General features: G+C 52.8%; 27 protein-coding genes and 1 tRNA gene. 14 read left to right on the forward strand and 14 right to left on the reverse strand.

All coding sequences use genetic code 11. The features are described from left to right. The first annotated feature begins 93 nt into the window (after positions 1-93). A complete protein-coding gene (locus tag E1757_RS19390; protein ID WP_133231111.1) occupies positions 94-1,227 on the forward strand; it encodes a glycosyltransferase family 4 protein in 1,134 nt (377 codons plus the stop codon). A gap of 93 nt (positions 1,228-1,320) precedes the next feature. After that, complete coding sequence (locus E1757_RS19395; RefSeq protein ID WP_133231113.1) at positions 1,321-1,875, forward strand: DUF4269 domain-containing protein; 555 nt, start codon at positions 1,321-1,323, stop codon at positions 1,873-1,875. A gap of 15 nt (positions 1,876-1,890) precedes the next feature. Here the strand turns inward: E1757_RS19395 and E1757_RS19400 are convergent, their stop codons facing one another. Continuing rightward, complete coding sequence (locus tag E1757_RS19400) at positions 1,891-2,829, reverse strand: DMT family transporter (protein ID WP_133231115.1); 939 nt, start codon at positions 2,827-2,829, stop codon at positions 1,891-1,893. 24 nt (positions 2,830-2,853) lie between these two features. Next, on the reverse strand, positions 2,854-3,612 hold the full coding sequence (locus E1757_RS19405) for a glucose 1-dehydrogenase (protein WP_133231117.1): 759 nt from the start codon (positions 3,610-3,612) through the stop codon (positions 2,854-2,856). A 134-nt stretch (positions 3,613-3,746) separates the two neighbouring features. On the opposite strand from E1757_RS19405, the gene E1757_RS19410 reads away from it, so the two are divergent. Together E1757_RS19410 and E1757_RS19415 are read left to right on the forward strand one after the other, a co-directional pair. Further along, on the forward strand, positions 3,747-4,037 hold the full coding sequence (locus E1757_RS19410) for a hypothetical protein (RefSeq protein WP_133231119.1): 291 nt from the start codon (positions 3,747-3,749) through the stop codon (positions 4,035-4,037). Between the two features lie 39 nt (positions 4,038-4,076). Next, on the forward strand, positions 4,077-4,523 hold the full coding sequence (locus tag E1757_RS19415; protein ID WP_133231121.1) for a hypothetical protein: 447 nt from the start codon (positions 4,077-4,079) through the stop codon (positions 4,521-4,523). Here E1757_RS19415 and E1757_RS19420 read toward each other — a convergent pair. Further along, the gene (locus E1757_RS19420) at positions 4,449-5,495 is read right to left on the reverse strand and encodes a YkvI family membrane protein (protein WP_133231122.1); all 1,047 of its coding nucleotides are present in this window, start codon (positions 5,493-5,495) and stop codon (positions 4,449-4,451) included. The genes E1757_RS19415 and E1757_RS19420 overlap by 75 nt on opposite strands. Before the next feature lie 262 nt (positions 5,496-5,757). Between E1757_RS19420 and E1757_RS19425 the strand changes: the two genes are divergently transcribed. After that, entirely contained in the window at positions 5,758-6,264 is a 507-nt protein-coding gene (locus E1757_RS19425; RefSeq protein WP_425464852.1) for a DedA family protein, read from the forward strand. Between the two features lie 90 nt (positions 6,265-6,354). Here E1757_RS19425 and E1757_RS19430 read toward each other — a convergent pair whose 3' ends face one another. Further along, complete coding sequence (locus E1757_RS19430; RefSeq protein WP_133231124.1) at positions 6,355-7,071, reverse strand: DUF4309 domain-containing protein; 717 nt, start codon at positions 7,069-7,071, stop codon at positions 6,355-6,357. 350 nt (positions 7,072-7,421) lie between these two features. Here E1757_RS19430 and E1757_RS19435 point away from each other — a divergent pair, with 350 nt between their 5' ends. Further along, complete coding sequence (locus tag E1757_RS19435) at positions 7,422-7,994, forward strand: xanthine phosphoribosyltransferase (RefSeq protein ID WP_133231126.1); 573 nt, start codon at positions 7,422-7,424, stop codon at positions 7,992-7,994. 97 nt (positions 7,995-8,091) lie between these two features. Next, positions 8,092-8,415 (forward strand): hypothetical protein, encoded by a 324-nt coding sequence (locus E1757_RS19440; RefSeq protein WP_133231128.1) that lies wholly within the window; start codon positions 8,092-8,094, stop codon positions 8,413-8,415. Positions 8,416-8,498: 83 nt separating this feature from the next. Here the strand turns inward: E1757_RS19440 and E1757_RS19445 are convergent, their stop codons facing one another. Next, positions 8,499-8,822, reverse strand: coding sequence for a hypothetical protein (locus E1757_RS19445; RefSeq protein ID WP_133231130.1), 324 nt, complete (start codon positions 8,820-8,822; stop codon positions 8,499-8,501). Between the two features lie 111 nt (positions 8,823-8,933). Here E1757_RS19445 and E1757_RS19450 point away from each other — a divergent pair, with 111 nt between their 5' ends. Continuing rightward, complete coding sequence (locus E1757_RS19450; RefSeq protein ID WP_133231132.1) at positions 8,934-9,155, forward strand: hypothetical protein; 222 nt, start codon at positions 8,934-8,936, stop codon at positions 9,153-9,155. A 63-nt stretch (positions 9,156-9,218) separates the two neighbouring features. On the opposite strand, the gene E1757_RS35875 is transcribed toward E1757_RS19450, so the two are convergent. Next, the gene (locus E1757_RS35875) at positions 9,219-9,356 is read right to left on the reverse strand and encodes a hypothetical protein (protein ID WP_165972183.1); all 138 of its coding nucleotides are present in this window, start codon (positions 9,354-9,356) and stop codon (positions 9,219-9,221) included. Between the two features lie 142 nt (positions 9,357-9,498). Here E1757_RS35875 and E1757_RS19455 point away from each other — a divergent pair, with 142 nt between their 5' ends. Beyond that, entirely contained in the window at positions 9,499-9,711 is a 213-nt protein-coding gene (locus E1757_RS19455) for a hypothetical protein (protein WP_133231134.1), read from the forward strand. Positions 9,712-9,741: 30 nt separating this feature from the next. Here E1757_RS19455 and E1757_RS19460 read toward each other — a convergent pair whose 3' ends face one another. Together E1757_RS19460 and E1757_RS19465 are read right to left on the reverse strand one after the other, a co-directional pair. Next, positions 9,742-9,963 (reverse strand): hypothetical protein, encoded by a 222-nt coding sequence (locus tag E1757_RS19460; protein ID WP_133231136.1) that lies wholly within the window; start codon positions 9,961-9,963, stop codon positions 9,742-9,744. Positions 9,964-10,480: 517 nt separating this feature from the next. Then, positions 10,481-10,816, reverse strand: coding sequence for a hypothetical protein (locus E1757_RS19465; protein WP_133231138.1), 336 nt, complete (start codon positions 10,814-10,816; stop codon positions 10,481-10,483). A 199-nt stretch (positions 10,817-11,015) separates the two neighbouring features. Here E1757_RS19465 and E1757_RS19470 point away from each other — a divergent pair. Together E1757_RS19470 and E1757_RS19475 are read left to right on the forward strand one after the other, a co-directional pair. After that, a tRNA-Leu gene (locus tag E1757_RS19470) sits at positions 11,016-11,100 on the forward strand. A 117-nt stretch (positions 11,101-11,217) separates the two neighbouring features. Then, on the forward strand, positions 11,218-11,703 hold the full coding sequence (locus E1757_RS19475; RefSeq protein WP_133231140.1) for a GNAT family N-acetyltransferase: 486 nt from the start codon (positions 11,218-11,220) through the stop codon (positions 11,701-11,703). 23 nt (positions 11,704-11,726) lie between these two features. On the opposite strand, the gene E1757_RS19480 is transcribed toward E1757_RS19475, so the two are convergent. The 3 genes from E1757_RS19480 to E1757_RS19490 form a co-directional block, all read right to left on the reverse strand. Then, positions 11,727-13,139 (reverse strand): HAMP domain-containing sensor histidine kinase, encoded by a 1,413-nt coding sequence (locus E1757_RS19480; RefSeq protein ID WP_133231142.1) that lies wholly within the window; start codon positions 13,137-13,139, stop codon positions 11,727-11,729. Beyond that, positions 13,136-13,834, reverse strand: coding sequence for a response regulator transcription factor (locus E1757_RS19485; protein ID WP_133231144.1), 699 nt, complete (start codon positions 13,832-13,834; stop codon positions 13,136-13,138). Before E1757_RS19485 ends, E1757_RS19480 begins: the two co-directional genes overlap by 4 nt. A 217-nt stretch (positions 13,835-14,051) precedes the next feature. Further along, positions 14,052-15,332: a hypothetical protein gene (locus E1757_RS19490; protein WP_133231146.1), complete on the reverse strand. Its 1,281-nt coding sequence runs from the start codon at positions 15,330-15,332 to the stop codon at positions 14,052-14,054. Between the two features lie 265 nt (positions 15,333-15,597). On the opposite strand from E1757_RS19490, the gene E1757_RS19495 reads away from it, so the two are divergent. From E1757_RS19495 to E1757_RS19505, 3 genes are all read left to right on the forward strand, one after another. Further along, complete coding sequence (locus tag E1757_RS19495; protein WP_133231148.1) at positions 15,598-17,301, forward strand: methyl-accepting chemotaxis protein; 1,704 nt, start codon at positions 15,598-15,600, stop codon at positions 17,299-17,301. A 435-nt stretch (positions 17,302-17,736) separates the two neighbouring features. Next, positions 17,737-19,455, forward strand: a complete 1,719-nt coding sequence (gene argS, locus E1757_RS19500; RefSeq protein ID WP_133231150.1) for an arginine--tRNA ligase — start codon at positions 17,737-17,739, stop codon at positions 19,453-19,455. Positions 19,456-19,650: 195 nt separating this feature from the next. Further along, complete coding sequence (locus tag E1757_RS19505) at positions 19,651-19,845, forward strand: YqzE family protein (protein WP_133231152.1); 195 nt, start codon at positions 19,651-19,653, stop codon at positions 19,843-19,845. A gap of 85 nt (positions 19,846-19,930) precedes the next feature. Here the strand turns inward: E1757_RS19505 and E1757_RS19510 are convergent, their stop codons facing one another. From E1757_RS19510 to E1757_RS19520, 3 genes are all read right to left on the reverse strand, one after another. Further along, positions 19,931-20,890 (reverse strand): hypothetical protein, encoded by a 960-nt coding sequence (locus tag E1757_RS19510; RefSeq protein ID WP_133231154.1) that lies wholly within the window; start codon positions 20,888-20,890, stop codon positions 19,931-19,933. Between the two features lie 201 nt (positions 20,891-21,091). Then, positions 21,092-22,174: a YqhG family protein gene (locus E1757_RS19515; protein WP_133231156.1), complete on the reverse strand. Its 1,083-nt coding sequence runs from the start codon at positions 22,172-22,174 to the stop codon at positions 21,092-21,094. After that, positions 22,171-23,973: a DEAD/DEAH box helicase gene (locus E1757_RS19520; protein ID WP_133231158.1), complete on the reverse strand. Its 1,803-nt coding sequence runs from the start codon at positions 23,971-23,973 to the stop codon at positions 22,171-22,173. The genes E1757_RS19515 and E1757_RS19520 overlap by 4 nt, the downstream gene beginning before the upstream one ends. Between the last annotated feature and the right edge of the window lie 143 nt (positions 23,974-24,116).

Consider the following 24,116-nt stretch of genomic DNA (forward strand, 5'->3'; position numbering starts at 1 on the left):
ATGCTTGGAACTCTTGTGGTCGTCTGGCAATACTGTTACGATGTAACTATATATCTCATTCATTTTCATACTCGGTCGTTACGGAGGGCTATCATGAATATATTGCAAGCATTGTTCTTCCCCCCGGAGCAGCCGGGCGGCGTATCGTCGATGATTCCTTTTATGCTGGACCGCTTCAATAAGCGCGGATGGGAAATGGAGCTGTTCTCGCTGCCGAAACGGGTTCGCGGCAAAGGGGTGGAGCCGGTTCAGTTCGCTACCTTCGATTGGCAAGCGTACACCGGTAATCCTATCGTCGAAAAATATATACAAACCTATAAAGACTACGTATGGTGGACGAAAATGCGTCTGACCAAATCGTATGACCTGATTCACGCGCATCATCCGATTGCGGCGCTGGTGATGAAGCAGCTTTTTCCGGACACCCCGATTATAATGACGGTTCATTCGAGCTTTGAGAAGGAATTGTTGCTGAACGGCAAGATCAAGGAGAACGGGCCCGAATACGCTTTTTTAACGTCCATCTACCGGGAACTGGAAGAGCGGGTCGACCAGCTGCTTACGGTGTCGCATTCATTCAAGCAGTATTTGGCGGACTATGTGACCAATCCCGACCGGATCAGTGTCATACCGAACGGCTTCGACGAGAAGCGGTTTCGTCCGGTTCCTCACGAGAATAAGGTTCCGCAGCTCATTACCGTCTGCCGGCTCGTTCCCGCGAAGGGTCTTGATACCCTGCTGCTGGCGTGTGCGGAGCTTAAAAAACGGGGCAATCCGTTCGTCCTTCACCTGATCGGAGACGGACCGATTCGCCCGGAGCTGGAGCAGATGGCGATTGAGCTGAACATTTATGAGGAAATTATTTTTTACGGCTACATGCTGCATCCGGAAGATTTCATGCCGTTTTTCGACGTGTTCGTTCTGCCTTCCCGTGCGGAATCCTTCGGATCCGTATTTGCCGAGGCGGCGTTATGCGGCTTGGCGCTGGTGGGCACGAATGTGGGCGGGATTCCGGAGCAGATTGTGGACGGGCAAAACGGTTTGCTCGTACCGGTGGACGATGTCCCGGCCCTAACCGCTGCGCTCGAGAAGGTGACCGGCGATCCGACGTACCGGTACAATTTGGGTCGTATCGCGTGGGACAAGGCGCAGAACGCTTATTCAATGTCGCGCGTCGTGCAGCAGCTGAAAAGCGTGTACCGTACTTACCGCAAAGAGCAGTCTTAAAAGGTCCCGGTTAATCTGTCAGAGTGGACGCGCGTTGAGCGCGATCCCGACAGTCAGGGCAAGCCAAGCTATGCCAACGGAAGGAAGCGGGACATGTTGAAGTCGATTGCATATTTGCAGACCGGCAACGAGAGGCAGCGTCGTGCGTACAAAGCGATTGTTGACTTGGGCATTTTGAACGATTTGGCCCGGTACGGTCCTGTGCTGTGCGGGACTATACCGATCGGGATCGATGTAGACGGCTCCGATCTGGATATTATTATGAAGGTTGAAGATTTTGCCAAATTTACCGCTATAGCGACTCGATTGTATGGTAATCATACGGGTTTTCAAGTGAAATCGAACATAATCCGGGAGATGCCCGCCATCAAGGTTAACTTCGATTTTGGCGGCTTTCCGTTTGAATTGTTCGGCCAGCCGCAGCCGGTTGAAGCTCAGCATGCATATCGGCATATGTTGGTGGAGCATCGTCTGTTAATGAAATATCCCGACCTTAAGAACGATGTTATACGTTTGAAAGAGCAGGGGATCAAGACCGAGCCCGCCTTCGCCCGGATCTTGCAGCTGGCGGGCGATCCGTATGACTCGCTCTTGACATTAGGCGAAGCAATCAGGGTATCGTCCCGCAGCGGACCGAGCAGCCGTTAACTGACCGTTATTCCTCTAGGCTGCCAACCGCAATATAATGATACCGGCCATCGCCGCGCTGAGGCCGTACACTTCCATCCGGGTAAACCGCTCCTTCAATACGAACCGGGCATACAGCAGCACGATCACCACGTTCATCGCCGTCACGACGGATACCAGACCCGTAACGCCGAGCCGGTAGGCCGGCATGTTCAGCATCATTCCGGAAATGTTCGTTACGCCTACGACCATACCCCACAGCATCGTTTTGCGGATACTCCAATTGATGCGGACCGGGCTTGCAGCCACGCGAGCCGGAGGCTTGTCGTCTTCTGCCAAGGCGGCCGCCGTTTCGGCTGCGGCGGAAGACCGGGCTGAGACCGTCTGTTTGCGGTTGGCGATAAACCAAGCGACCCCGAACAGCAGCGTTCCGGTGACATACATAATCGCAAGCGTCGGCAGCGTCTCCGCTCCAAGCCGGGTCGCCTGTTTGGACGACAAGTCCGTTAGTCCGAAGGCGAACATCGCGATGACGCCCCACTGTGCGCCTTTCAAATTGTTCCAAGTCAGATCGTTCGAGTATCGAATTAACAGAAGCCCCATGATAATGATAACGAAAGACATCGTTTGCCATACATTCAGCTTCTCTCCCCAAATGAAATAGGCCATGACGATCACGACGACCGGGGGCAGGCCCGTGAACATGGCGATGATCGCGGCTTTGCCTACAGCGAAACCGCGGTACATCGACGCGTTCGAGATAAACGAGAACAGGCCCATAATGGCGCCTATCCAGACGCCTTGCGACCAATGCTGGCCGGCAAACAGATTGACTGCCAGGGCGATCGCTGCGCCGGACAAATAGACGGCGAACAGCAGCGCGTTCCGGTCGATTGGACGCTGGGAGGTCCATTGATACAGGATGCCTCTAAGGCCGAAGCAGACGGCCGAAGCGGCGGCAAAAACAAACCACATGATACAAGCTCCTCGCTGAATATGCTATTCGTAGATCATCTTGACCGTCATTCCACCGTCAATAACCAGGTTTTGCCCGGTTATGAAGCCCGCTTGTCCACCGGTCAAATACAGACAAGCGGCCGCAATGTCATCGGGTGTTCCGACGCGGCCCGCCGGATGCTGGAGCCTGTCGCGTTCCGTGTGCACCGGAACCTCCCGCGCCGCGGTTTTCTGCCAGTCTCGCGTTTCGATCCAGCCGGGGCTGATTGCGTTAACGCGAATCCCGTATCGTCCCAAGCTGACAGCCATCGCGTGGGTTAGTGCCAGCAGACCGCCCTTGGAGGCGGAATACGCCTCGGTATCCGCCTCCGACATCAACGCTCGGGTGGAGGCGATGTTTACGATAACGCCGCTGCCTTGAAGCTTCATGGCGGCGGCCGCCTGCCGCGAGCAGAGAAACGCGCCCCGCAGGTTCACGCCGATCACCTTGTCGAACTGATCGGCGGACAGTTCAAGCATCGGGCCGTTTCGGCTGATGCCGGCATTGTTGACCAAAGCGTCGATACGTCCGTATTGATCGACAATTTGCCGTATCCAGCGGACGATGTCCGCTTCCCTGGCTACATCCGTATCAAGGAAAAAACCTTCGCCGCCCGAATCTTTCAGCTGCCGGACGGTTTCCTGTCCGGCTTCCTGATCGGTGTCCGCAATGGCGACCGTATACCCGGCCCGGGCGTAGGCGAGCGATACCGCCTTGCCGATGCCTTGGGCGCCGCCTGTCACTGCAGCCACTTTCCGCATATCGGGATGTCCTCCTTATTGCCGCGTATTGCGGCCTTTTACGGCTCTAAATAAAGCCATTGATTTTTTACCGTTATATAAATACTATAGTATATAGCATAACAATCGAAGGCGCAATGAAGGAGTTGAAACGGTTGACAACGGATCGAACGGGGGAGAAAAGACGCCCCGAACGGGAGATCACTTACCAGGTTGGCTGGAAGCGGGGGCGAATCAAGCTGGAACCGGCCGTACCGGTCGAGAACGGCGGCTCTGACGCCCGGCTCGTTAGCGAAATGCCACGGTTGTCCCGCGTCGAATATGCGCTATGGCGGCCGGCAGCCACAGCCAAGGACGAAATCGTTCTGGCGGCGCTGCTCGTGTTCCCCGCAGCCGTTTTTGGCATAGCGCTATGGCTCGTTTACAAGCTGTCGGTTCAGCCTTGAAAGCGGATAATCATTTTAACAATTAAGGCAGGTGCGCGAATGAAACTGATTCTGGCCGTCGCTGGCGGTATGATCGGATTGATGGTCACGGCTTCGGCGATTTATTTGGCCTGGACCGTGTTTCCTTACATCAAAAGCAGGACAAACAAAGAGGCCGCCGGGGGCAGCCTTGCGGAACGGGATTTTTTATGCAGCCAAACCACAGCGGCCATGATGAAGTGGACCTATTTCGATTACGCGCTGATTGGCGTTTTTGGGATCGGCAGCCTGTTTTTGTTTACCGACGTTGTTGCGGTAATCCGCGATTCGGACAGCTACCCGCTGTACCATTACGGCTACCTGCTGTGCGGATTTGTGTTTACGCTGTTCGGGATGATGTTCATGGTGCTCCGCTTTACGCTGGTGCTGCGGCTAGTCCGTCCGGATCGTACGGCTGCGCTGCCGGATAATCATTACGAGCCAAGCGGTGCTGAACAGGCCGATTAACGGGTATAAAATCGTAAGCAGCTCCTTAAAGCCCAATTGGCTGACCAAATAGCTCATGAACAACAGAATGATCAATATCCAGTCCCGGGGCAATTTCGTCCGCTGCTCCAGCTGTGTCGACAGACCGTACACGTCGGCGATATAGGTCGTCAATATTTCGCCGTAAATGACGCCAATGAACAATAACTGCAGCAGCCATCCGAGCTTTTGAATCAAATGACCCATCGGGATATCGAATTGGGATATGCCCGGCATTTGGGCCGACAGGGCGAAATGGCCGGCCAGCAGCATCAAGCCGATCATCACACCTCCGCTGATTCCTCCCCAAAACAGAACGGAACGGTCCTTCGTCTGGGCGCCGAGGGGTACAAGAACCCCCTGTGCCATCGACAGGTTGAAGGCGGCATACAGAAACGGGGCAATCCATATGCGTTCCGAGCCGTAATCGGTTGTCAGACGCAGCCAGTTTTCCGAGCCCGGCAAATTCCACGTATACCAGACGACGATGCAGCTGAATGCAAGCATCAACGGGACGACGATCGAATTGACCGTCAATATCGCCTGCATTCCCTTTTTCAACACGATGAACGACAAGATCAGGGTTGTGATCAAGCCTAATTGAAACGGCAGATGAAAATGCTCCTGAAATACCGAGCCGGCGCCGGCCAGCATAACGGTCGTGACGCCGAATAAGGTGAAGAGCATAAACAGGCTGATCCACGAGCCGGCTTTTTTGCCGAACAGCAGCTTGTTTAAATCTTCATAGGACTGAGCTTTGACATCGTGGGCCAGCAGCATTAATTTAATACCAAGCCATACGAACAGCACGCTGGACACGCCTATGGTCAAAGTTGCGGTCCAGCCGTACCGGGTGAAAAATTGCAATATTTCTTGCCCCGTTGCAAAACCTGCGCCAACGACGGTGCCGACGTAGGTAAAGCAGACCTGAAGGACGCTGCCGAGCTTTTTCAATTGTGATGACCCCCTTTCAAGCGTAACGCCCCGATTTAGTACAAGGTATGAGAAAGCGGACGAACACATGACTCGAACTTGGGAAAATGAAAGGTTTCTGTTAAAATAAGATGAGCACTTTATTATTTGAATACATTTTAAGTTGGAGCGTGTCCGAGTGCTGGATGAAATTTTACTGTTGATTGAAAGTTATGGCTACATTGCGTTATATTGCTTATTGGCTGTGGGAATAATCGGTATCCCCGTGCCGGATGAAATTTTGATGACAACAGTAGGATCTTTAACAGTGACCGGCGGTCCCCTTACATTCGGCACATCTTTTATCGTAAGCTTTGCCGGGACGATGACGGGAATGATGGTCAGCTATTATTTGGGAAAATCGGTCGGCAAGCCGTTTCTTTACCGATACGGCAAATGGGTGAAGCTGACGCCGCAGCGGCTGGAACGGGCGGAGGGCTGGTTTAAAAAATACGGTTTATGGACGGTCGCTTTCGGCTATTACGTCCCCGGGGTGAGGCATTTCACCTGTTATTTGGCAGGCGTCAGCGGTGTCGTATTATGGAGATATTTGTTGTTTGCCGGGAGCGGGGCGTTGGTATGGTGCCTGACGTTTTTATCGCTGGGCCATTTCATCGGCTACAATGCACCTGCGATCATGGAGCTGGTTCATCATTATATGGGAATCAGCGTGCCGATTATTATAGCGGTTCTCGGGACCGGAGGCTATATCTATTGGCGCTACCGCCGCAAGCGCGCCCAGTCTCATTAGAAGAATGGACAAGTCGCATTTGTGCGGGTGTTATTAAACGAACAAAAAAACAGGACTCCGGGCAGGAGTCCTGTTTTTCGGTACAGCGATTTATTCGACTGCGAAAAGCTTGATGGAATTGACCTTGTCCGATTTCGGGTCGATATCCAGCTTCAATACAGCGCCGGTTGACTTATAGGTAAGGACGAAGCTCGTATTCGAATCGGGCTTGCCCAGCGCCTTGTAGGCGTCATTCGTGGACTGTCCGAGCTTTAAGCCGTTAAGTCCCGGGTTAATCTCGCTGCTTCGGATATCGATGAACTGCAGCAGATTGCTTTTATTAAAGCCCACCAAGAAATCGGTATAATCATAGACGGTAATGGGATCGCTGTCGTCATCCATGACGAATTGCTCTTTAGGCTTGCCGTATTTGGCCGTTACCGTTTCGACTGTGCTTTTCAAGGTAAGTCCGAGCAAAGTAGGCTTGGCCTGATTGAACGGGTCTTGAATATCAATCTTCGGCTTCGCGGGCTGAGCCGGCTTGCCGTCGGCTGCCGCTGCATCCTCCGGTGTGTTGTCATGAGGCGCGCTTGCCAGCGATACTTTATCGTTCGGGTTTACGGCCGCAGGCTCTTTCTCTGCCGGTATTACCGTCGGCGGTGAAACCTGCTTGTTGACGGGATCGGCGGGAACGTCGGCGACGACCGGCGTGTGCCCTGGCGCCGTGCCTTGCATGGCCACATTCGGTGCATGGTTGCATCCCGTAATAAGCATAATGAAAATAAAAGGAACGGACCATAGGGCGACATATCTGGTTTCTCTAATCATCCTAATCTTCCTTCCTGAGAAAAATTTTCCCTTTTTTGTACAGCGAGACGACATTGATCAGCTTCATGAACTACCGCTTGGACGACCTTACTAATCATACTCCGTTCGAACCTAATCGACAAAGAGCATTTAGGCCCAAAAGAAGTCAAAATTTGTGAAAAAAGCCATTTATAATATTTAACAGCTGCTTTTCACGGACATGGTACATGTTTCTTGCTCTCTATATTTATTAACGCATTTAATGGAAAGAAGTTGCAGTTTGTTTAAAAAAGTTTATCCGAATAGGACTTGAAACACGGAATCTCGTTATGATAAGTTAACGGAAAGAGTTTTTCGATGGAGGAGCATAAATGGAACTATTAAAGCAGCGTATTCGAGAAGTGGGAACGGTACTTTCAAACGATATTATTAAGCTGGATGCGATTATGAATCATATGATCGATCCGGTTTTAACGACAGCGATGGGCAAGGAATTCGCTCGCTTGTTCCGTGAGGATCGCATTACGAAAATCGTGACGATCGAGTCGTCAGGCATTCCCATAGCCTTTGCGGCCGCGCAGGAATTGGGAGTTCCGATGGTATTTGCCCGCCGCAAAAAGTCGCTTAATGCGGATGTGACGGAAACGTACTCAGAGCGGGTTCCATCGTTTACCAAAGGGCTTGTGACCGATATTATGGTATCGCGGGAGTTTTTGGATACGGAGGACCGGATATTGCTGATTGACGATTTTATCGCTAACGGGGATGCGGCGAGAGGCTTGATCCGCATTATCCGCCGATCGGGCGCCTATTTGGCCGGTGTAGGGATTGCGGTGGAGAAATCGTTTCAAGCGGGCGGCCGCACCATTCGGGAATCCGGCGTTCGCGTAGAGTCGCTTGTGAAGATCAAGGCTATGCAGCCGGGCAGCATCCAGTTTGAATAAGTTGCGCCTTCAGCCAATTATTTTCAAAAGCATTAAACCTTTTCAGCCTGAATGTTTTCATTTATAATGGATTCATGCGAAGAGAGGAGGCATTGCTATGGGGAATGAAATTCCGGCCGATTTTTTCAAGACCAAGTTAAGCGAAGCCAAAATTCATTTTGAACGTGCCCTCGATTGTAAACATACAGAGTTTGACGATCTGTATCCCTATATGATTGAACATCCTCAATTTTTTTGGTACAAACGCTATGTAGCGTGGTCAGAATTGCTCACCATTGTCAAGCTTTGCGAAGAGCTGGGCGAAGAATGGCAGCAGCTGTTTTCTCAACAGCAAATCGAGTATATTCAAAAAAGGGTCATGTCGAGCAAGGTTCTCGATTATTGGTTCGAAACGAATGATTCAAAAGAACATGTCGGCTAAATCGTACCTGGCTGCGATGCGATAAAGATGGCAAAACCTACACCTTTCATGGTATAGGTTTTTTTGTTGTGCTATCGTCGGAATTAAAGAACGTCCATCTTTTCAATATGCTTGCGCGTTTCAGGCGTTCCGAGCTCATGCAGCTTGCGGTAAATTTGCGTTAAGTAATAGTCGGCGGCATCGTTCTCTTTATCCAAATGATATTCCCGGGCCATGATCATGGCGCGGGCAATCGTATCGTCGTTGGCCTCTTGCGACTCCTCGAACAATTCCTGGAGCTGGTCGCATTCTTCGTCGGTAGCTCTGATTTCGAATTCGAAGTTTCCGAGCATGTCGGCGGGTTCCAAAATTTCGCCAGATCCTACGGCGATGTAAAATGTCTTCTTCTTTTCCTCATGGTTGTCCATAAAACGAAAGATCCTCCTTTGGCGAAAAATAACGGCTATAATCCGGCATGTTTATTGTGTGTTTCGTTTGGTGTATTCTATACTTAATAATGTTGTAAAGGAGGGGCTGCCTTGATCTCCGAGGAGCTGTTGGATCAATACAGAGTAGAGGGCACCTTGCTTCGCGTTGTGCGCGATGCGGATCCGAAAAACGATGTGAAAGGGATTGTCGTCGCCTGGGATGACGAAACGGTCATGATCCGCAAACAAAACCGCCGCATTGTCAAGCTTGATCGCAACCATCATTATCAGCCTTTTGCCAACGATCGCGATATCGGATGGATCGGCAGGTAGGAACTCGATATAAAGGAAAAACCGGGGATTGGCCCCGGTTGATTCGATTCAAGACAAATAACGTTATTTGGCGTCAGGGGCATCGCAAGGTGCCGCTTTCGATTTTTTGTCGTTGTCCGCCATTTTCCTCCCGAACGTGTCCAGTCTGGACGGATGGGACGCCGGGCCCGTATTATCCGGTTTGCTGTTTCGGCCAGCCATGATGATCACCTCCACCCGGATATAATCCCAACTTTAACGTCTTCTTATCCATATGTATAGCTACCGTTAAAACCGGAAAACTAGAATAAACTTGATCAAGCATGATTCGGTACGATTCGGGGGCACGAAGGAGGAGGGCATTGTGGAACAGCTGCAAACCGTTATGCTCGATAAATATTATGCGCTCAAATTGCGGGATGAAGGTGAAGGCAGCGTTAGCGGTGAGATCGTCTTGTTGTCCGGTTCCGGGCAGAAACGATCGGACATGCGGATATTTGAAGTGCCTGCGATGCAGGATGAGCAGGCAGCCAAAGAATGGGCGCTGCGGGCGCTTCTGGCGTACAGGGAAGGGTAGGCAAGGAAAAAGTCTTTGTCTGGCTCCCATTCACGGTCTGAAGGCGCCTAAAATAAACATGATGCCCAATGTGGCAAGCATCCCGATCAGGATGAACAGCAGGCCGCTCAGAAATAAAAAAGCACCCGGAATAATAAAGCTTAGGACGAGACTTATTCCGATTATCCACAACATCGACTGAAACGTCAGTTTAATAAATCCCCACAGCAACAGTGCGGTTACTACCCCTATGGCCAGCTGGTATAGTATCATGTTGGACACCTCCTCAAAGCTTTCCGGAGGAAAGCTGCATCGAAAGCATAGGCTGGGCTTTCTGAAGGAAAGCCATCGTCGAAAGCATAAGCTAAGCTTTCCGGAGGAAAGCTGCATCGAAAGCATAGGCTTATATGACTCATTATATGGACGTTGCTCCTAAAAGATGATTGGCTGCATAAAAACAAGGAATAAATGAACGCTGAACGGCATAGGATGATAATCCAAACAACCGGTTACTTATGCACGAATGCAGAAGTACGGCTGGGGAGGGGTTAGAAATGCGTGACGACGGTTCTCCGCTCAGAGGAACAGTATACGGCATTTTGTTTACGCTTCCAATTTGGGGGCTGATCGCATGGGGAGTGTATTGTTTTTTTAAATAAGAAAGCGTCGGATTGAAGCCCAACAAGGATAAACGGCTTCCGTCCTTATGGGACAAGAGCGTTTGTCAAGGTTGTGCGAGCCAAGTATGAAAAACTTATACATTCAACTAAAAAAAGATCCTTTACAGGATCTAGAAGCCGGATTTCGATTTGCTGATGAGCTTATTGCCGCGGAACGTGAGTTTGGCTTTCGCATTGGCGTTGCCTTCAACCGGGTATTCATAGGTAACGGTAAAATCCGGTTCTCCCTTTGTGCCCGATTCCGAAACAAGCTTGCCTTCACCGCCGGCTGTTTTTACGCTATCCTCATACGTCATGCCGATATTTATTTTGTCAAAATTTTCGGGCGTCATATTGGTGGCCGGCTGCTCGACCGGAGCAGTTGGCTCCGGAGCCTTGCTGGTGGTGCAGCCTGTGGTCAAGACGCACGCCAGGAAGAACATAGCCGACAGCATCCTTATTCGCAATTTCGTTCAACTCCCTTTCAAATCCACAATTTTTCTGTATTTAGAATTTGCTGGATGAGCTTCAAATATTCCTCAGGATGCGTTTTTTATCAAGGATAGGTCATTAAAAAAAATTTAAAATTGATGTTTGACATATGTCCGGGCAGATGATATTATACTTCTTGTCCCCTTCGAAAAGGCTTTGAAGGTGCGCCATTAAGCGGTCATGGCGGAATTGGCAGACGCGCACGGTTCAGGTCCGTGTGGGCTAACCCCCCGTGGAGGTTCGAGTCCTCTTGACCGCATCAACCTCAATAAAGACAACCACTTGTTAAGCTTCATAGCAGGTGGTTTTTTAATTTTCATGATGGGCTCGTTGAGAAGTCCGGCCTTAGATGGATTAAGGAAAGCGGGAGAGAAGAATGGATGTTCGATTGGCTCGATTAGACGATAACAAAGCGATTTTGGAAATTTACAATGAGGCCGTACACAACACAACGGCTACATTCGACACGGTTGACCGTACCTATGAGCAGCAGGTGCAGTGGTTCGAGAAGCATGGGGACATGCACCCTGTTCTGGTCGCGGTGCTGAATGACCGGGTTGTCGGGTGGGCTTCGTTAAACCCGTACTCCGATCGGCTTGCCTATGCGCGGACCGCAGAGGTGTCCCTGTACATTCATCGCGATTTCAGGGGGCAAGGAATCGGCAAGCGGCTGCTGAACGATGTGCTGGAAGCCGGACGCAATGCCGGTCTGCACACGGTGTTATCGCGAATTGCCGAAGGAAACGAAAGCAGCATTCGCCTTCACAGGCAGTACGGCTTCGGGGTGGTCGGGACGATGAAGGAAGTCGGGTTCAAGTTCGGCCGGATGCTGGATGTCGTTATGATGCAAAAAATGCTGTAACCAAGCTCTGGTGATCCGGCCTGTCACGCAAGCGGCAGACGGACCGTAGCCTCGGTTCCTTGCGGAGACGCCGTGCTTGTCAACGAAAGCGTACCGTGGTGCAAATCGATAATTTCTTTGCAGATGGCCAGCCCAAGTCCGGTGCCGCCGCCACCGGGACGAACCTGATAAAATTTGTTCGTTACATGCTGCAAATGCACATCGGCAATGCCTATGCCTTGATCGCGGACGCGGACGACGCAGCAATCCGGCTCCAGCGACAAGCCAACCTTGATCGTCGTATCCGGGTAAGCGAATTTGACCGCATTGTCCATAATGTTAAGAAATACTTGCTTGAGCCGATTTTCGTCGCCGGGAATAAGTGGATGGACGTCTGTTCCTGATGCGGCTTGAAGTCGGAACGCAATTCGCTTGTCTGCCGCTTTTCCCGATAGCTGCAGCATTACCTCGTTCAACAGCTCCGCGATATTCGTCGGCCTCACATCCAACGCCAGCTGCTTTTGCTCCAGCTTGGCGAAATCGAGCAGCTCCTCCACAAGTCCTACCAGCCGATCCGTTTCCTTCGATATAATTTTAAGACCTTTTTTGGTTCCTTCCGTATCCTTTAGATCGCCCGACAATATCGTTTCGCTCCAGCCTTTAATACTGGTTAAGGGAGTACGCAGCTCGTGGGAGATCGATGAGATGAAATCATTTTTCAAGTTATCGCTTTTGACGATTTCTTTGGCCATATAGTTCAAGGTGCGGGCCAATTCGCCAAGCTCGTACTTGTAGTTTTCATCGACCCGGGTGTCAAACTGTCCCTGTGCCATAAGCGAGGAGGCGGCCGTCACCTGCTTGATCGGTTTCACGATCGAATTGGCAAGAGCCAGACTGACCAAGGTAACCGTCGCAAGGATCAGCAGTCCGATGAGCAGGGCGATGCCGGATATGATCCGAATGACCCCGTCAACGGCCTCCAGGGAAGTCATGTACCGCAGCACGGCAATGGACTGTCCGTTCCACTGAAGCGGGGTGGAGACGGCCATAATGCGTTCGCCCGTACCGGGATTGGCGCCGATCCACCGTTTTGTAGCGCCCCGGGCAGCCGCTTTTACATCTTCGGTGAGGGACTTTGCACGGATGGCGAAACCGCTTGAGCTGGCGAGAACTACGCCTTGGGCGTTGATGACCTGCAGCTCCGCATTGCTGGACGCGAATGAATCGGTAATATCGGCCAATTGGCTGTCGAGCAGCAGGGCGTTCAGATTCGTATGGAACTTATTGTAAAAGGAAGCCGATACTTGCGCATGATTGCTGAGCTGATTCGCAATCGTGTTATAGTAGTAGACACGTACGGAGTAAATAAATACGCTCTCGACCAGTACAAGTGTTAATAACACAACCAAAAAGTAATGGGAGACGACGAGCCGCTTCATGCCTTTTTTGAACATCATGGAAGCTCCTTCCATTTGTAGCCGAAGCCCCATACGGTTTCAATATGGACGGGCTTGGACGGGTCTTCCTCGATTTTTTGGCGCAGCCGGCGAATGTTGACATCGACCATTTTCGGATCTCCGAAATAACCTTGGCCCCAAATTTCATCCAGCAGTCGGTTCCGGTTAAGCGGAACGCCGGCATGATCCATCAGCATCCGCAGCAAAGCCAGCTCGGTCGGAGTTACATCCAGCTGACGGCCGTTTTTTCGGAGCTCGCGCAGCTCCGCATCGAGCTCGAACGGACCCGAGCGAAGCAGTCTCCCGTGGCCTGAGTGGGGCGCTTTTAATTGAACCCTGCGCAGCAGGGAATGGACCCGCGCCATCAGTTCGCCGGGGCTGAACGGTTTGCTGATATAATCGTCCGCGCCGAGCGATAAGCCGACAATTTTGTCTTTCTCCTGTACTTTGGCGGTCAAGAAAATGATGCCCATCCATTCATTGCGTTCTCTTATATATCGGCAAATTTCAAATCCGTCCGGGGCCGGAACCATCACATCGAGCAGCGCGATCGTAATATCGGGATGCTCTTGAAGACAGCGGATCGCCTCCTGTCCGGCGGCGGCTTCCACGACGTGAAAGCCTCCGCGGATTAAGTTGACGACGATAAAGCTGCGAATCGATTCTTCATCTTCTAATAACAATATTTTATTCATAGAGATTCTCCTTGAAGGTCCGGCGAACTGTTTGCTGCGCGGGCGGTTCAACATTTCGAGCGCTTGCGCTCCTCAAAAGATTCGGACGTCCCGATGCCGGTTCGCCGGATATTTATCGTTGTGCGTCACGCCGAATTCATATGTTTGGCGGCAGCTCCGCGTTAAGAGCGGTTTATAAGCCGGAGCCTCATGCAGCCTTTGCTCGAAGAAGGCAGGCTCATTTCTCCAAGCCTGACAACGGACGGAAGCTGCCGGTATATTTGCGGCTTTCCTCGGTCAGCAGCAGCGCGGTTACGGTTTTGGCCGTACGTCCGATTTCCATCCAATCCGCGGTCGGCTGCATCGCGTTCCACGTCTCCTCGGGCATCGTTTTCCACTCCACACCGCTAACGCCGCCCGCAAGCGTAAACCGGATCACGCCCTCATCCTTGGGCCGCTCCAATGTATAATCCCCGTTCCATGCTCCAGGGATTTCAAAATAAAAGCCGTTCGCGATATCCATATACCACTCATATAATGGAGACGTCGAGAAGCCTTGCCTGCCGTCCCAACGATAAAAGGCGGTGATCCAAGGCATCGTGGCCATTGCTTCCTGCTCCCAGCCTTTTGGCTCGCGGTCGATGCCGATTTCCATAATTCCGTCACCGTTGAAGTCGCCGTTGATGGCTTGCCGCGGTTTTAACGGCACATCGTGATCCGGGAAAGCTTTGGTCAGATGACCTTGATCAAAATAGACGAGCTGGGTGGAGGCGGAATGGGCGCCAACGCCGGCATCCAGCGCAATCCCCCTTATGCCGTCGGCAATCCAGCCCGCTTTCGCCGAAGCGTACCCGTTCACATTCGCATCGAGCACGACCGTATCGACCGGCTGAAAGCCGCCGCGGGCATATTGGTATACGGTAAGCCGGGAGTCGACGTGCCGTTCCAGCGTTAAAACGGACAAGTCCTTGCTGTTATCCTGATTGAGGTCGTCAACGATAAATTCGGCATAAGGAGTTTCCATTTCTTTGGAAAAATTTTGGCCGTTAAAGCGGTACACGACAAGACCTTTGGATACTTTAGGCCCTCCGGAATAGCCGGCCAGCATATCCAGATTTCCGTCCAGCGTCACATCCTCAAACAGCAGCGTGTCCAATTCATAGCCCTCGCCCTGGAATTGTTCGAGCTGCTTCCAGCTATCGCCATCCTGCTGCCACAGCATTCCGGTCAATCCTTTGGCATTATCCGCACTCTGATAAAATACGACAGCCTCCTGGACGCCGTCGCGGTTCAGATCGTTTACATAAATGGAGCCGAGAGCGCGCGACTTTTTGGGCCGCACCAGCGAAGCGCCGGGCGGAAGTGCATTTTGGATCAGCTGTTTCAGGCTTTCTTTATCCTCCGGCAGCCGCGGCAGACGCATATACGATTGCGGGTCTTTCGTCAATGAACAACCGCTGCACATAACGACGGCGGCGGTCAGTATGGCCGACAATAGGCGAAGCTTAAGCGGCAACATGAAATCACCTTCTTTTTGCGTACCCGGGTTAACGACGTCATTTTCCTATAACGTGCCTTACCCATGCATAATTATTCCTCTATAGTTCTGCCCTGCGGCAAATATGGCGCCTGAATTCATTATACCAGCCGAATAAGGCAAAAAAGGTAACAAACGAGTGACACTTTGCGAAATAACAGAAGGTGTGATTTATATCACAGTATATTCGGAGAGCTGCATGATAATTTGATGGTACACTGCCCAGCTGGAGAAAGAGGAAAAAGAGATGAATATTAAAATGGGGATCGTAGGCAAGGTTACATGGTTAGTCGTTATTGCGGTGATGGTAAGCGTGATATCGCTGCTTGGGATCGGCTATTACGTGAATTACAAACAAATCGACTACGCGGCCGGCGAGGAGCTGAACGGCTGTGCGAGCATCACGTCCGGTCTGCTGACGGCGGCGGAGATCAAGGAGCTGGGCCAGGGCAGCATATCGGCGGCGTTAAAAGAGAAAATTAATTGGATCGTCGATCATAAACCGATTTTTAAAAATGCCGCTGTCATCAGCCTCGACGGCGTGCTCATCGTACCGGATAAGAGATGGGAATCACAGGGCTTTAAAGCGGGCGACACTATATACATAGACAAACACGCGGTGGATATGCTGACCGGCATGAAGCATCCCGAAGCTTCGTCGGTATACGAATTCGGCGGCACCGAGCGGAAAACCGGCTATGCCCCGATCTATGCGGATCATGATTCATCCAAACCGATCGTAGCGCTGATGGCGATCGATTTTGACGCTTCGATCATTCATGACCGTACGCTCACGATGCTGAGGTTTACGCTGCAAACGGGAGGAATTTTCCCCGTTATCGCCGCTCTGACAGCCTATCTGTTGATCAGCCGGATGATTAAACCGATCGGCCACATCAGCACGCGCCTGAAAAAGATTGCGGAAGGCGATTTGACCGGCGAACCGATCCAAAGCGCAAGCAAGGATGAAATCGGCAGTCTGGTCGGTTCCGTGAATCAAATGACGGTTCAATTGAAACGAATGATCGTTACGATCGAAGATACTTCGCGTGAAGTGAACCGCACGTCAAAAGCATTGGCGAATGATGCCAACGAGACGGTCGAATCAATCCATACGATGGTTTCGGCTATGCAGCAGATCGCCGGCGGTGCGGAGGCGCAGGAAAAGGGCACCAACGAGAGCGCGCGTGCGATGGAGGAAATCGCACAGGGCATGAGCGGCATCGCCGGCTCTGCGGTGGCGATGGCGGAAATGATGGCGCAAACGCTGGAGGCGGCGGAGGAAGGCGGGCAAACGCTGGAGCGCGTGCTCAAGCAAATGGATGCGATGCATCTGTCCGTCGAGCAGTCGACCGAAGCGGTGCAGGAGCTGTCCGCGCATTCGGAGCAAATCGGGCATATCGTATCGGTCATGAAAGAAATTGCGGCGCAGACGAATCTGCTTGCCTTGAACGCTTCTATCGAGGCTTCGAGGGCGGGCGAAGGCGGGAGGGGATTTGCCGTCGTCGCCGAAGAAATCCGCAAGCTGGCCGAACAATCGCGGATGTCTTCCGAGCATATAACGGAATTAATCGAGACGGTGCAAATCCAGGTGAGGAAAATGGTCGCGGCTCTAAGCCTGGAAATGGCCGAGATGAAGACGGGGGCGGAATATATCCATCATTTATCCGGCGGTTTTCAAAGCATCGTGGACAAGGCGCGGCAAACGAATGGGCAAATTACCGAAATATCCGCGATTTCGCAGCAGGTTAGCGCCTCAACCGATGAAGTGTCCTCCTCCGTACACGAAACGGCCTCGATCGCCAAGCAGTCGTCGCTGCAATCCGCGCAGGCCGCCGAGCTGTCTGCAGGACAGCTTGAATCGATGCGGCAAATTACGGTTGCCGCGAGCGGAATGGAAACGATCAGCGAGGAGCTGGGAGAGGTCGTCAGCAGATTCAAAATCGGGTGACAACCACGTCTTCCGGCTGTAAAAACGGTTACGATCCGTGCTTGACTCGAATTTTGCGGATAGCTATAATGTAACATATGTCCTTAAAGCAATATGGGCTAAAAAAATCGGCTGAGCACCCCGTTTGGGGTGCTTTATTAACGATAAGGAATACGCACCGAGAGACTTTGATCGAAGTGACAAACGAGCTCGTCTTGGAGACGGTGAGCCGTCTGTCCTTGGTTGAATAGAAAAGTATAAGTTTTTCATACTTGGCTTCGCACAACCTTGACAAACGTGCTCGTCCCCTAAGAACGGCGAAGCCGTTTATCCTGGATGGAACACAAGCAGCATACAAGACGCGGATGCATTTCGTCGAAACGTCTTCGATCCGCGGTTCTTTTATTAACGATAAATTTCAAGCGTACGAATTGATGGAAAAGGGGATTTTGAACAATGAATTACAAACAAGTATTGGCGGCCGGATTGGCGCCGCATTTGGATGGCGTTCAGGAGGAGACGATTGCGGACCTGATCGAATATCCGCCGAACCCGCAGATGGGCGATTTGTCGATGCCGTGCTTCAAGCTGAGCAAGCAGCTGCGCAAAGCGCCGCATGCGATTGCCGAGGAGCTGAAGCAGCGGTGGGAGGCTCATCCCGTATTTGACCGGGTGGAGGCGGTTTCCGGTTATTTTAACGTGTTCTTGAACGGGCAGCGCTTTGCAGAGGAAGTCGTCGGCGAAATATACGATTTGCAGGACCGGTACGGCTCGCAACAAATAGGACAGGGCCGTAATATCGTGATCGACTTTTCATCGCCGAATATTGCCAAAACCTTCCATATCGGTCACCTTCGTTCCACTATGATCGGCAATGCGATTTACAAGATTCATGAGTTTCTCGGCTATAACTGTGTCGGCATCAACCATCTGGGCGATTGGGGCACGCAGTTCGGCAAACTGATTGTCGCTTACCAGCTATGGGGCAATCAGGCGGCGGTGGAGGCCGAGGGCATCGACGAGCTGCAGCGGCTCTATATTAAATTTCACGACGAGGCGGAAAGCAAGCCCGAGCTGGAAACCGAGGCGCGTCTATGCTTTGTGCGGCTGGAGCAGGGCGACGAGGAAGCGCTCAAGCTGTGGAAATGGTTCGTTGAGATCAGTTTGAAGGAATTTGAAAAAATGTATGCGCTGCTCGGCGTCAAGTTCGATTCGTATGCCGGGGAGAGCTTCTATAATGATAAGATGGATGCCGTGATCGAAGAGCTGAAGCAAAAGAAGCTGCTGGAGGAAGACGACGGCGCGCAGCTGGTGCGTCTTGACGACTTCAACATGCCTCCGGCGCTGATGATCAAGAAGGACGGCGGCACATTGTACCATACGCGCGACGTGACAGCGGCGATTTACCGTCACAACGCCTACGATTTCGAAAAATGCATCTATGTTACAGACGCCGGGCAAAGCCTGCATTTCCAGCAATGGTTTAAAGTCATCGAGCTGATGGGCTACGACTGGGCGAGCAAGCTCGCGCACGTACCGTTCGGCAAGGTCAGCCTGGAGGGCGCGAAGCTGTCGACGCGCAAAGGGAATGTGATCAGGCTGGAGGAGCTGCTGACGCAGGCAATTGAAAAGACGAAGGTCATTATCAATGAAAAGAACCCGAGCTTGGAAAATCGCGACGAGGTCGCCCGTCAGGTTGGCGTTGGCGCCATCATATTCAGCGATTTAAGCAACAACCGGATCAAGGATATCGTCTTCTCCTGGGAGGATGCGCTTAACTTTGACGGTGAGACGGGGCCGTACGTGCAGTATACGCATGTGCGTACATGCAGCTTGCTGCGCAAAGCGAACGGCAGCGAATCGATCGAGCTGTCGGGAGCGAAGGACGCATTGAACTTTGCGCTGCTGGACAATCCGGAGGCGCAAGGCGTGCTTCGGCAGCTGCACCTGTTCAAGGAACGGGTCGAGCAGGCGATGCACAAGCTGGAGCCGTCCGTCGTAAGCCGCTATCTGGTAGATTTGGCGCAGAGCTTCAACCGCTTTTACCATGAATGCCCGATCCTGGTTGATGACGCCGAGCTTCGTCAAGCCAGGCTGGCGCTTGTGAAGAGCGTGCAGATTACGATGCGCAACGGCTTGTGTCTGATCGGGCTGGAGGCGCCCGAGAAGATGTAAGGCAGATCGCATTCCCACAGCCCGCTGTGTAAGGCAGATCGCATTCTACAGCGGGCTGTGTAAGGCGATAATAGGTTTGCAATTGCGATGAGGCTGTTCCAATGGAAGGTAGGACGAGGAATGCCGGGGACAGGTTCGGGGACAAGGTTACGCGCCGTGTAATTTGGCCACACTACGTAATACGGGGGTGGACCTATGCCTAAAGACGGCGATGAATTGGTCAAATATGTAGCCGAGCAGCTGCTGAACTATATGGAAACGCCGCGCGAGGTGCGCAAGCAGGCACGGGAGTATCTGAAAGAAATCCGCGAGCCGTGGACTTACCGGTGGTTCGGGATGATGCCTGCGGCCATACGGATGTGGACGGAAAAACTGCGCATAAAAAAATGAAAAGCTTCTCTTCTCAACAACCGCGTTTCATGGAAACCGTATGTTGAGAACGGGAAGCTTTTCTATAGGAAGGAGGAGAGAAACCTTAAGGATACAGCTTTCCGAGCTTGCAAGCGGCTGCGTAAGGGATCGCCCGTTGGCCGTTTTGCTCGAGAAGCAGGAAAGCGTCTTCACCGGACCACTGATGGTATCCGGTTACCGCGAATGGCGACGTTACTTTACCGTTGTACAATTGCGCGGTGTACGTTAGCTTCTTGTGCCGCTCCAGATCGCTGCGGAGAGCGGCGAACGATTCGTACGCGGCCGGGGCGTTCTTCACCCATGGCAGCCGGTCGTAAGGATCGAACTCCGGCAGCTGCAGGCTGGCGCCGATCGACTGACCGGGCTCCAACCGGGTATATGCTTCATCGGCGGACGAGCCGCCGGATTCCTGCAGATCCGAATCCGTCTGCAGCGGCAGCACTTCGCCGGTTTTGGCGTCGATATAGTAGAAGTTATCCGCATCGGTTATTTTCCAGACGGCATGCAGCGGGTCCACATATAATCGTTCCGTCTTGTAAGAAGAATTAATAAGGTCAAGCTGTACCAATGATTGGTACAGTGTTTGCATGCTGAACAGCGGTGTGCTGCCGCGTCCGTATTCCGTCAGACGAAATTTGGACGGATTGTTCGGGTCTGCGGCATGGATGACCATGTAGCCGACCGGACTTCCCTGGGATTGAAGCAGCACGATCCATCCGTGCGTGCCCGGTCCGAGCGGCTGGCTTGTCCATTCGGCCTGCTTCCAAGCCTGAAATCCCTGCTGGCCGGAAATGGACTGAATCCATTGTTGAACCGCATCCTTCAGCGATGGGGAAGTGATCGTGCTGTCCGGCTGTACGGGTGCGGGCGGTTTTTCCGAAGCTTTCGGCCCGGTCGCGGTTGTGCCCGCAGCTTCCGCTGCGGAAATCGCGGCGCCGGTAACAGCGGCATTGGAGAGCGGCATCGGCACCATCAGGCTTGTCCATATGACGAGCGACACAAGCCAAAAGGTTGATTTCTTCATTGCTTCACCTGCTTGTATTGGGTTTTCGGGCATATGGCTTGAGGTCCGCCAAACGTAAAAAAAGGTAGGTGATGTCGAGAACGTTTGGAACGAACAAGCCGTACCCTTATTGTAACGAACAGACACTGAAAAGGTTGTTACAACCTGTAGGCGGCATCAAAACATTTTGCTTCTATTTTTGCTGGCATTTAGCGGAATTCGTCAGTTGACGGCCGACCCGGCCATCTGCAAATGAAACAAACCGCAATTGATGACGGATATTTGGATCCTCGGCCGGTACTGCCAGTCGATTTCCCGCCGGCGGTTCGCATACTGCGCCTCGACCTCGTACCGCTTATCCGGCTCGGCGCTGCGGATCAGCGAGTCATAATAGCCGCGAATCCGTTCGAGCTCCTCCTGCAGCCGCAAACCGGCTTCCTTGGCCCAGCGGTGGTCGTAGCCTCGCAGCTTATGCTCCAGGTAATCCTCCAAATAAATGACGGCGCGGGGCAGCGTAAATTTATCGGGCGTAATAAATATTTGCGCCGGCAGCCGGGGGGTAAGACGCTTGCCGAGCAGCTGCTCCTGAAACCGCTCCCGTATTTCCCCGGTACCCAGATGGATGCCGAGCGAATGAATTTCGCTGCGCTTCATATCGCAGGCCAGCTCGATCTTGAAATTGACCTGCAGCCAATTTTCATATGGCACGGTGGCGGTCGATTTCTGCTCCGGCTTGAACTGCTCGTACAAATGGACGAACCGCCCCTTGTTTCGTACGGCGGCAAATATTTGTTCGAGCCTGCGGCTGCCGAAGGTGACTTCGTCCTTCGGCACGCGTGCCGTAATCTGCGTCGGCACGAAGCCGAAATAGCGGCCGAGTATGCTGTCGGCCGGCGGCTGACCCGGCGCCCCGCCGGCTTGCGGGGCGCCGTACGGCCCTCCGGGAGCCGCGCCTGCGGCAGCTCCCGGGCTTGCCGCTGCGCCTCCTCCCGGCGCCGCAGCTGCCGCACCCGCCGCCGGACCCGGCGGGGCGGACGGACCGGCGGCCGCACCTGCGCCCGGGCCGCCGGTCTCCTGGACGGCCGCCTTATGGCCGTCCGGATCGAAAATAAACGTGCACGTCATCGTCTCGGGCGCGACGCCCGTCCTTTCCACGAAGCTCCAGTAATACGGGCGGTACGTCAGCTCCTTGTCCGCCGAAGGCGAGAGCTTGACCGTGACGTAAGCCGGGTGCTTCTCCACGATGTCGCACTGCTCCGCTTCAAGATAGCGCAGCACGAACTGCCGGATCTGTTCCGGTTTCATGGCGACACCTCCACTTGACCCGCGGGCGGACCGGCAACCGAATCGAGCAGAGACGAGAAGCGGGAAGGCTCCTGGGCGCTCTGTCCGACCTCGGATCGGATGGAGGAAATGGAGCGGCCGAGATCGTCGATCTGCCGGCGCATGTCGTCCTCGCTGCGGGAGGACAAAATCATCCGGGCCAAATGATTTTCCAGCGATTGCGTCTGCTCCAGACGTTCCAGAATCGTATCCAGCTCGCCGATGACCAGCTCGAACATGTTGATTTTTTCATGCAGCAGCGACAAAATGTATTCCTCAATCGTCCCCTGCGTGGACAAATTGTAAATTTTCACGTCATCCTGCTGCCCCAGCCGGTGCACGCGGCCGATCCGCTGCTCGACCCGCATCGGGTTCCACGGCAGGTCGAAGTTGATCATATGGTGGCAAAACTGCAGGTTAATCCCTTCGCCGCCCGCCTCCGTAGCGACAAGCACTTGGGCGCGGTTGCGGAACAGATCCATCATCCAGTCCTTTTTGCCCCGGTTCATGCCGCCGCGGTACGGAACGGCCGTAATTTTATGCTCCTTCAAATATTGCATTAAATATTCCTGGGACGCCCGGTACTCGGTGAAAATGATCACCTTGTCGTTAATTTCCTTGACAAGCTCGATTACCTTCTCCGCTTTTGTGTTCGCTTTTATGCCGCGGATCAGCTCGACGAGCTCCCAGATTTTAGCGCGGACAGGGGAGTCCTCGGCTGTTTTTTTGAACATATTGACCAAAGTAATGAACACCGCATCCCGGCTGCTGCACACCTCGCGCTGCAGGGTGACAAGGGACAGAACGCTGCTCAGGTCGCTGCCCGCTTCCTCGTAGCGTCCTTTGACGAAGTCGGTCACGCCCTCGTAAAGCGCTTTTTCGTCAGGGGAGAGCGTGAGCGGAATGTTGCGCACAATGCGTTTGGTGAAGCTCACGTTGCCGTCGCTGCGCCGGTTGCGGATCATGACCTTGGAAAGCTCCTGCTGCAGCTGCTCCTCGTTTTTGGGGATGCGCTTGTCGACGACGAAATTGGACTGGAAGCTGCCCTGTCCGCCCAAATGGCCCGGCTTGAGCAGAGTGATCAAGTTGTACAGCTCCTTCAAATCGTTTTGCACGGGAGTGGCGGTCAGCAGCAGGCAATATTTTTTGCGCAGCTCGGTAATGAACTGGTAATTGGTCGTTTTTTTGTTTTTCAGCTTGTGAGCCTCGTCGATAATGAGCATGTCGTATTCCAGACCGAGCACGATATCGCGGTGCGGGTCCCGTTTGGCCGTATCCATCGAGGCGACGACGATGTCGCTTTGCTCCCACATGTATTCTTTCTTTTGCGCCACGGCGGGAATGCCGAATTTCTGGTTCAGCTCTCGCACCCACTGCAGCACCAGCGAGGCGGGGACGAGAATGAGCACCTTTTTGACCAAGCCCCGGATGATGTATTCTTTCAATATAAGCCCCGCTTCGATCGTTTTGCCCAGCCCGACCTCATCGGCTAAAATTGCTCTTCCCCGCATTTCGGTCAGCACTTTTTTGGCGGTATCGATCTGATGCGGCATCGGGGTGAGCTGAGGGATATGAACCAGGCACTGCAGCTCGTCAAAGCTGTTGATCAGACTGGCCTGCTCGGCTTCATACGCAAGCTGGTACAGCGTCCAATCGTCCCAGGGCCCGTTGCGCAGCGCTCTTGCATGCAGCTCCTCGAACCAGTCGCGGTCAAAATGCAGCTGGACATGTTCGTTGAAAGGTCGCACGTGTTCTTTTCGCTCGTTGGTTTGTGTTTGCATGGCGGTTGCTCCTTTAACGCCCTCTCCGGAGAAGGAAGGCTGGGAATCTTTCCTATAATATACAAATATATGGCCTGACGAATCGTTACTTTGTAGTATGGACGAAAAGAGGCACTTTCATAACCCGGACGAATGCTTTATGA

It is taken from the genome of Paenibacillus piri, from assembly GCF_004354045.1.
GTDB lineage: Bacteria > Bacillota > Bacilli > Paenibacillales > NBRC-103111 > Paenibacillus_S > Paenibacillus_S piri.

What these genes read in the sequence shown, in the direction of transcription:
- E1757_RS19390 (WP_133231111.1), top strand. Translation starts at nt 94, where the DNA reads ATGAATATATTGCAAGCATTGTTCTTCCCCCCGGAGCAGCCGGGCGGC.
- E1757_RS19395 (WP_133231113.1), top strand. Translation starts at nt 1,321, where the DNA reads ATGTTGAAGTCGATTGCATATTTGCAGACCGGCAACGAGAGGCAGCGT.
- E1757_RS19400 (WP_133231115.1), bottom strand. Translation starts at nt 2,829, where the DNA reads ATGTGGTTTGTTTTTGCCGCCGCTTCGGCCGTCTGCTTCGGCCTTAGA.
- E1757_RS19405 (WP_133231117.1), bottom strand. Translation starts at nt 3,612, where the DNA reads ATGCGGAAAGTGGCTGCAGTGACAGGCGGCGCCCAAGGCATCGGCAAG.
- E1757_RS19415 (WP_133231121.1), top strand. Translation starts at nt 4,077, where the DNA reads ATGAAACTGATTCTGGCCGTCGCTGGCGGTATGATCGGATTGATGGTC.
- E1757_RS19425 (WP_425464852.1), top strand. Translation starts at nt 5,758, where the DNA reads ATGACAACAGTAGGATCTTTAACAGTGACCGGCGGTCCCCTTACATTC.
- E1757_RS19430 (WP_133231124.1), bottom strand. Translation starts at nt 7,071, where the DNA reads ATGATTAGAGAAACCAGATATGTCGCCCTATGGTCCGTTCCTTTTATT.
- E1757_RS19435 (WP_133231126.1), top strand. Translation starts at nt 7,422, where the DNA reads ATGGAACTATTAAAGCAGCGTATTCGAGAAGTGGGAACGGTACTTTCA.
- E1757_RS19440 (WP_133231128.1), top strand. Translation starts at nt 8,092, where the DNA reads ATGGGGAATGAAATTCCGGCCGATTTTTTCAAGACCAAGTTAAGCGAA.
- E1757_RS19445 (WP_133231130.1), bottom strand. Translation starts at nt 8,822, where the DNA reads ATGGACAACCATGAGGAAAAGAAGAAGACATTTTACATCGCCGTAGGA.
- E1757_RS35875 (WP_165972183.1), bottom strand. Translation starts at nt 9,356, where the DNA reads ATGGCTGGCCGAAACAGCAAACCGGATAATACGGGCCCGGCGTCCCAT.
- E1757_RS19460 (WP_133231136.1), bottom strand. Translation starts at nt 9,963, where the DNA reads ATGATACTATACCAGCTGGCCATAGGGGTAGTAACCGCACTGTTGCTG.
- E1757_RS19475 (WP_133231140.1), top strand. Translation starts at nt 11,218, where the DNA reads ATGGATGTTCGATTGGCTCGATTAGACGATAACAAAGCGATTTTGGAA.
- E1757_RS19480 (WP_133231142.1), bottom strand. Translation starts at nt 13,139, where the DNA reads ATGATGTTCAAAAAAGGCATGAAGCGGCTCGTCGTCTCCCATTACTTT.
- E1757_RS19485 (WP_133231144.1), bottom strand. Translation starts at nt 13,834, where the DNA reads ATGAATAAAATATTGTTATTAGAAGATGAAGAATCGATTCGCAGCTTT.
- E1757_RS19490 (WP_133231146.1), bottom strand. Translation starts at nt 15,332, where the DNA reads ATGTTGCCGCTTAAGCTTCGCCTATTGTCGGCCATACTGACCGCCGCC.
- E1757_RS19495 (WP_133231148.1), top strand. Translation starts at nt 15,598, where the DNA reads ATGAATATTAAAATGGGGATCGTAGGCAAGGTTACATGGTTAGTCGTT.
- argS (WP_133231150.1), top strand. Translation starts at nt 17,737, where the DNA reads ATGAATTACAAACAAGTATTGGCGGCCGGATTGGCGCCGCATTTGGAT.
- E1757_RS19505 (WP_133231152.1), top strand. Translation starts at nt 19,651, where the DNA reads ATGCCTAAAGACGGCGATGAATTGGTCAAATATGTAGCCGAGCAGCTG.
- E1757_RS19510 (WP_133231154.1), bottom strand. Translation starts at nt 20,890, where the DNA reads ATGAAGAAATCAACCTTTTGGCTTGTGTCGCTCGTCATATGGACAAGC.
- E1757_RS19515 (WP_133231156.1), bottom strand. Translation starts at nt 22,174, where the DNA reads ATGAAACCGGAACAGATCCGGCAGTTCGTGCTGCGCTATCTTGAAGCG.
- E1757_RS19520 (WP_133231158.1), bottom strand. Translation starts at nt 23,973, where the DNA reads ATGCAAACACAAACCAACGAGCGAAAAGAACACGTGCGACCTTTCAAC.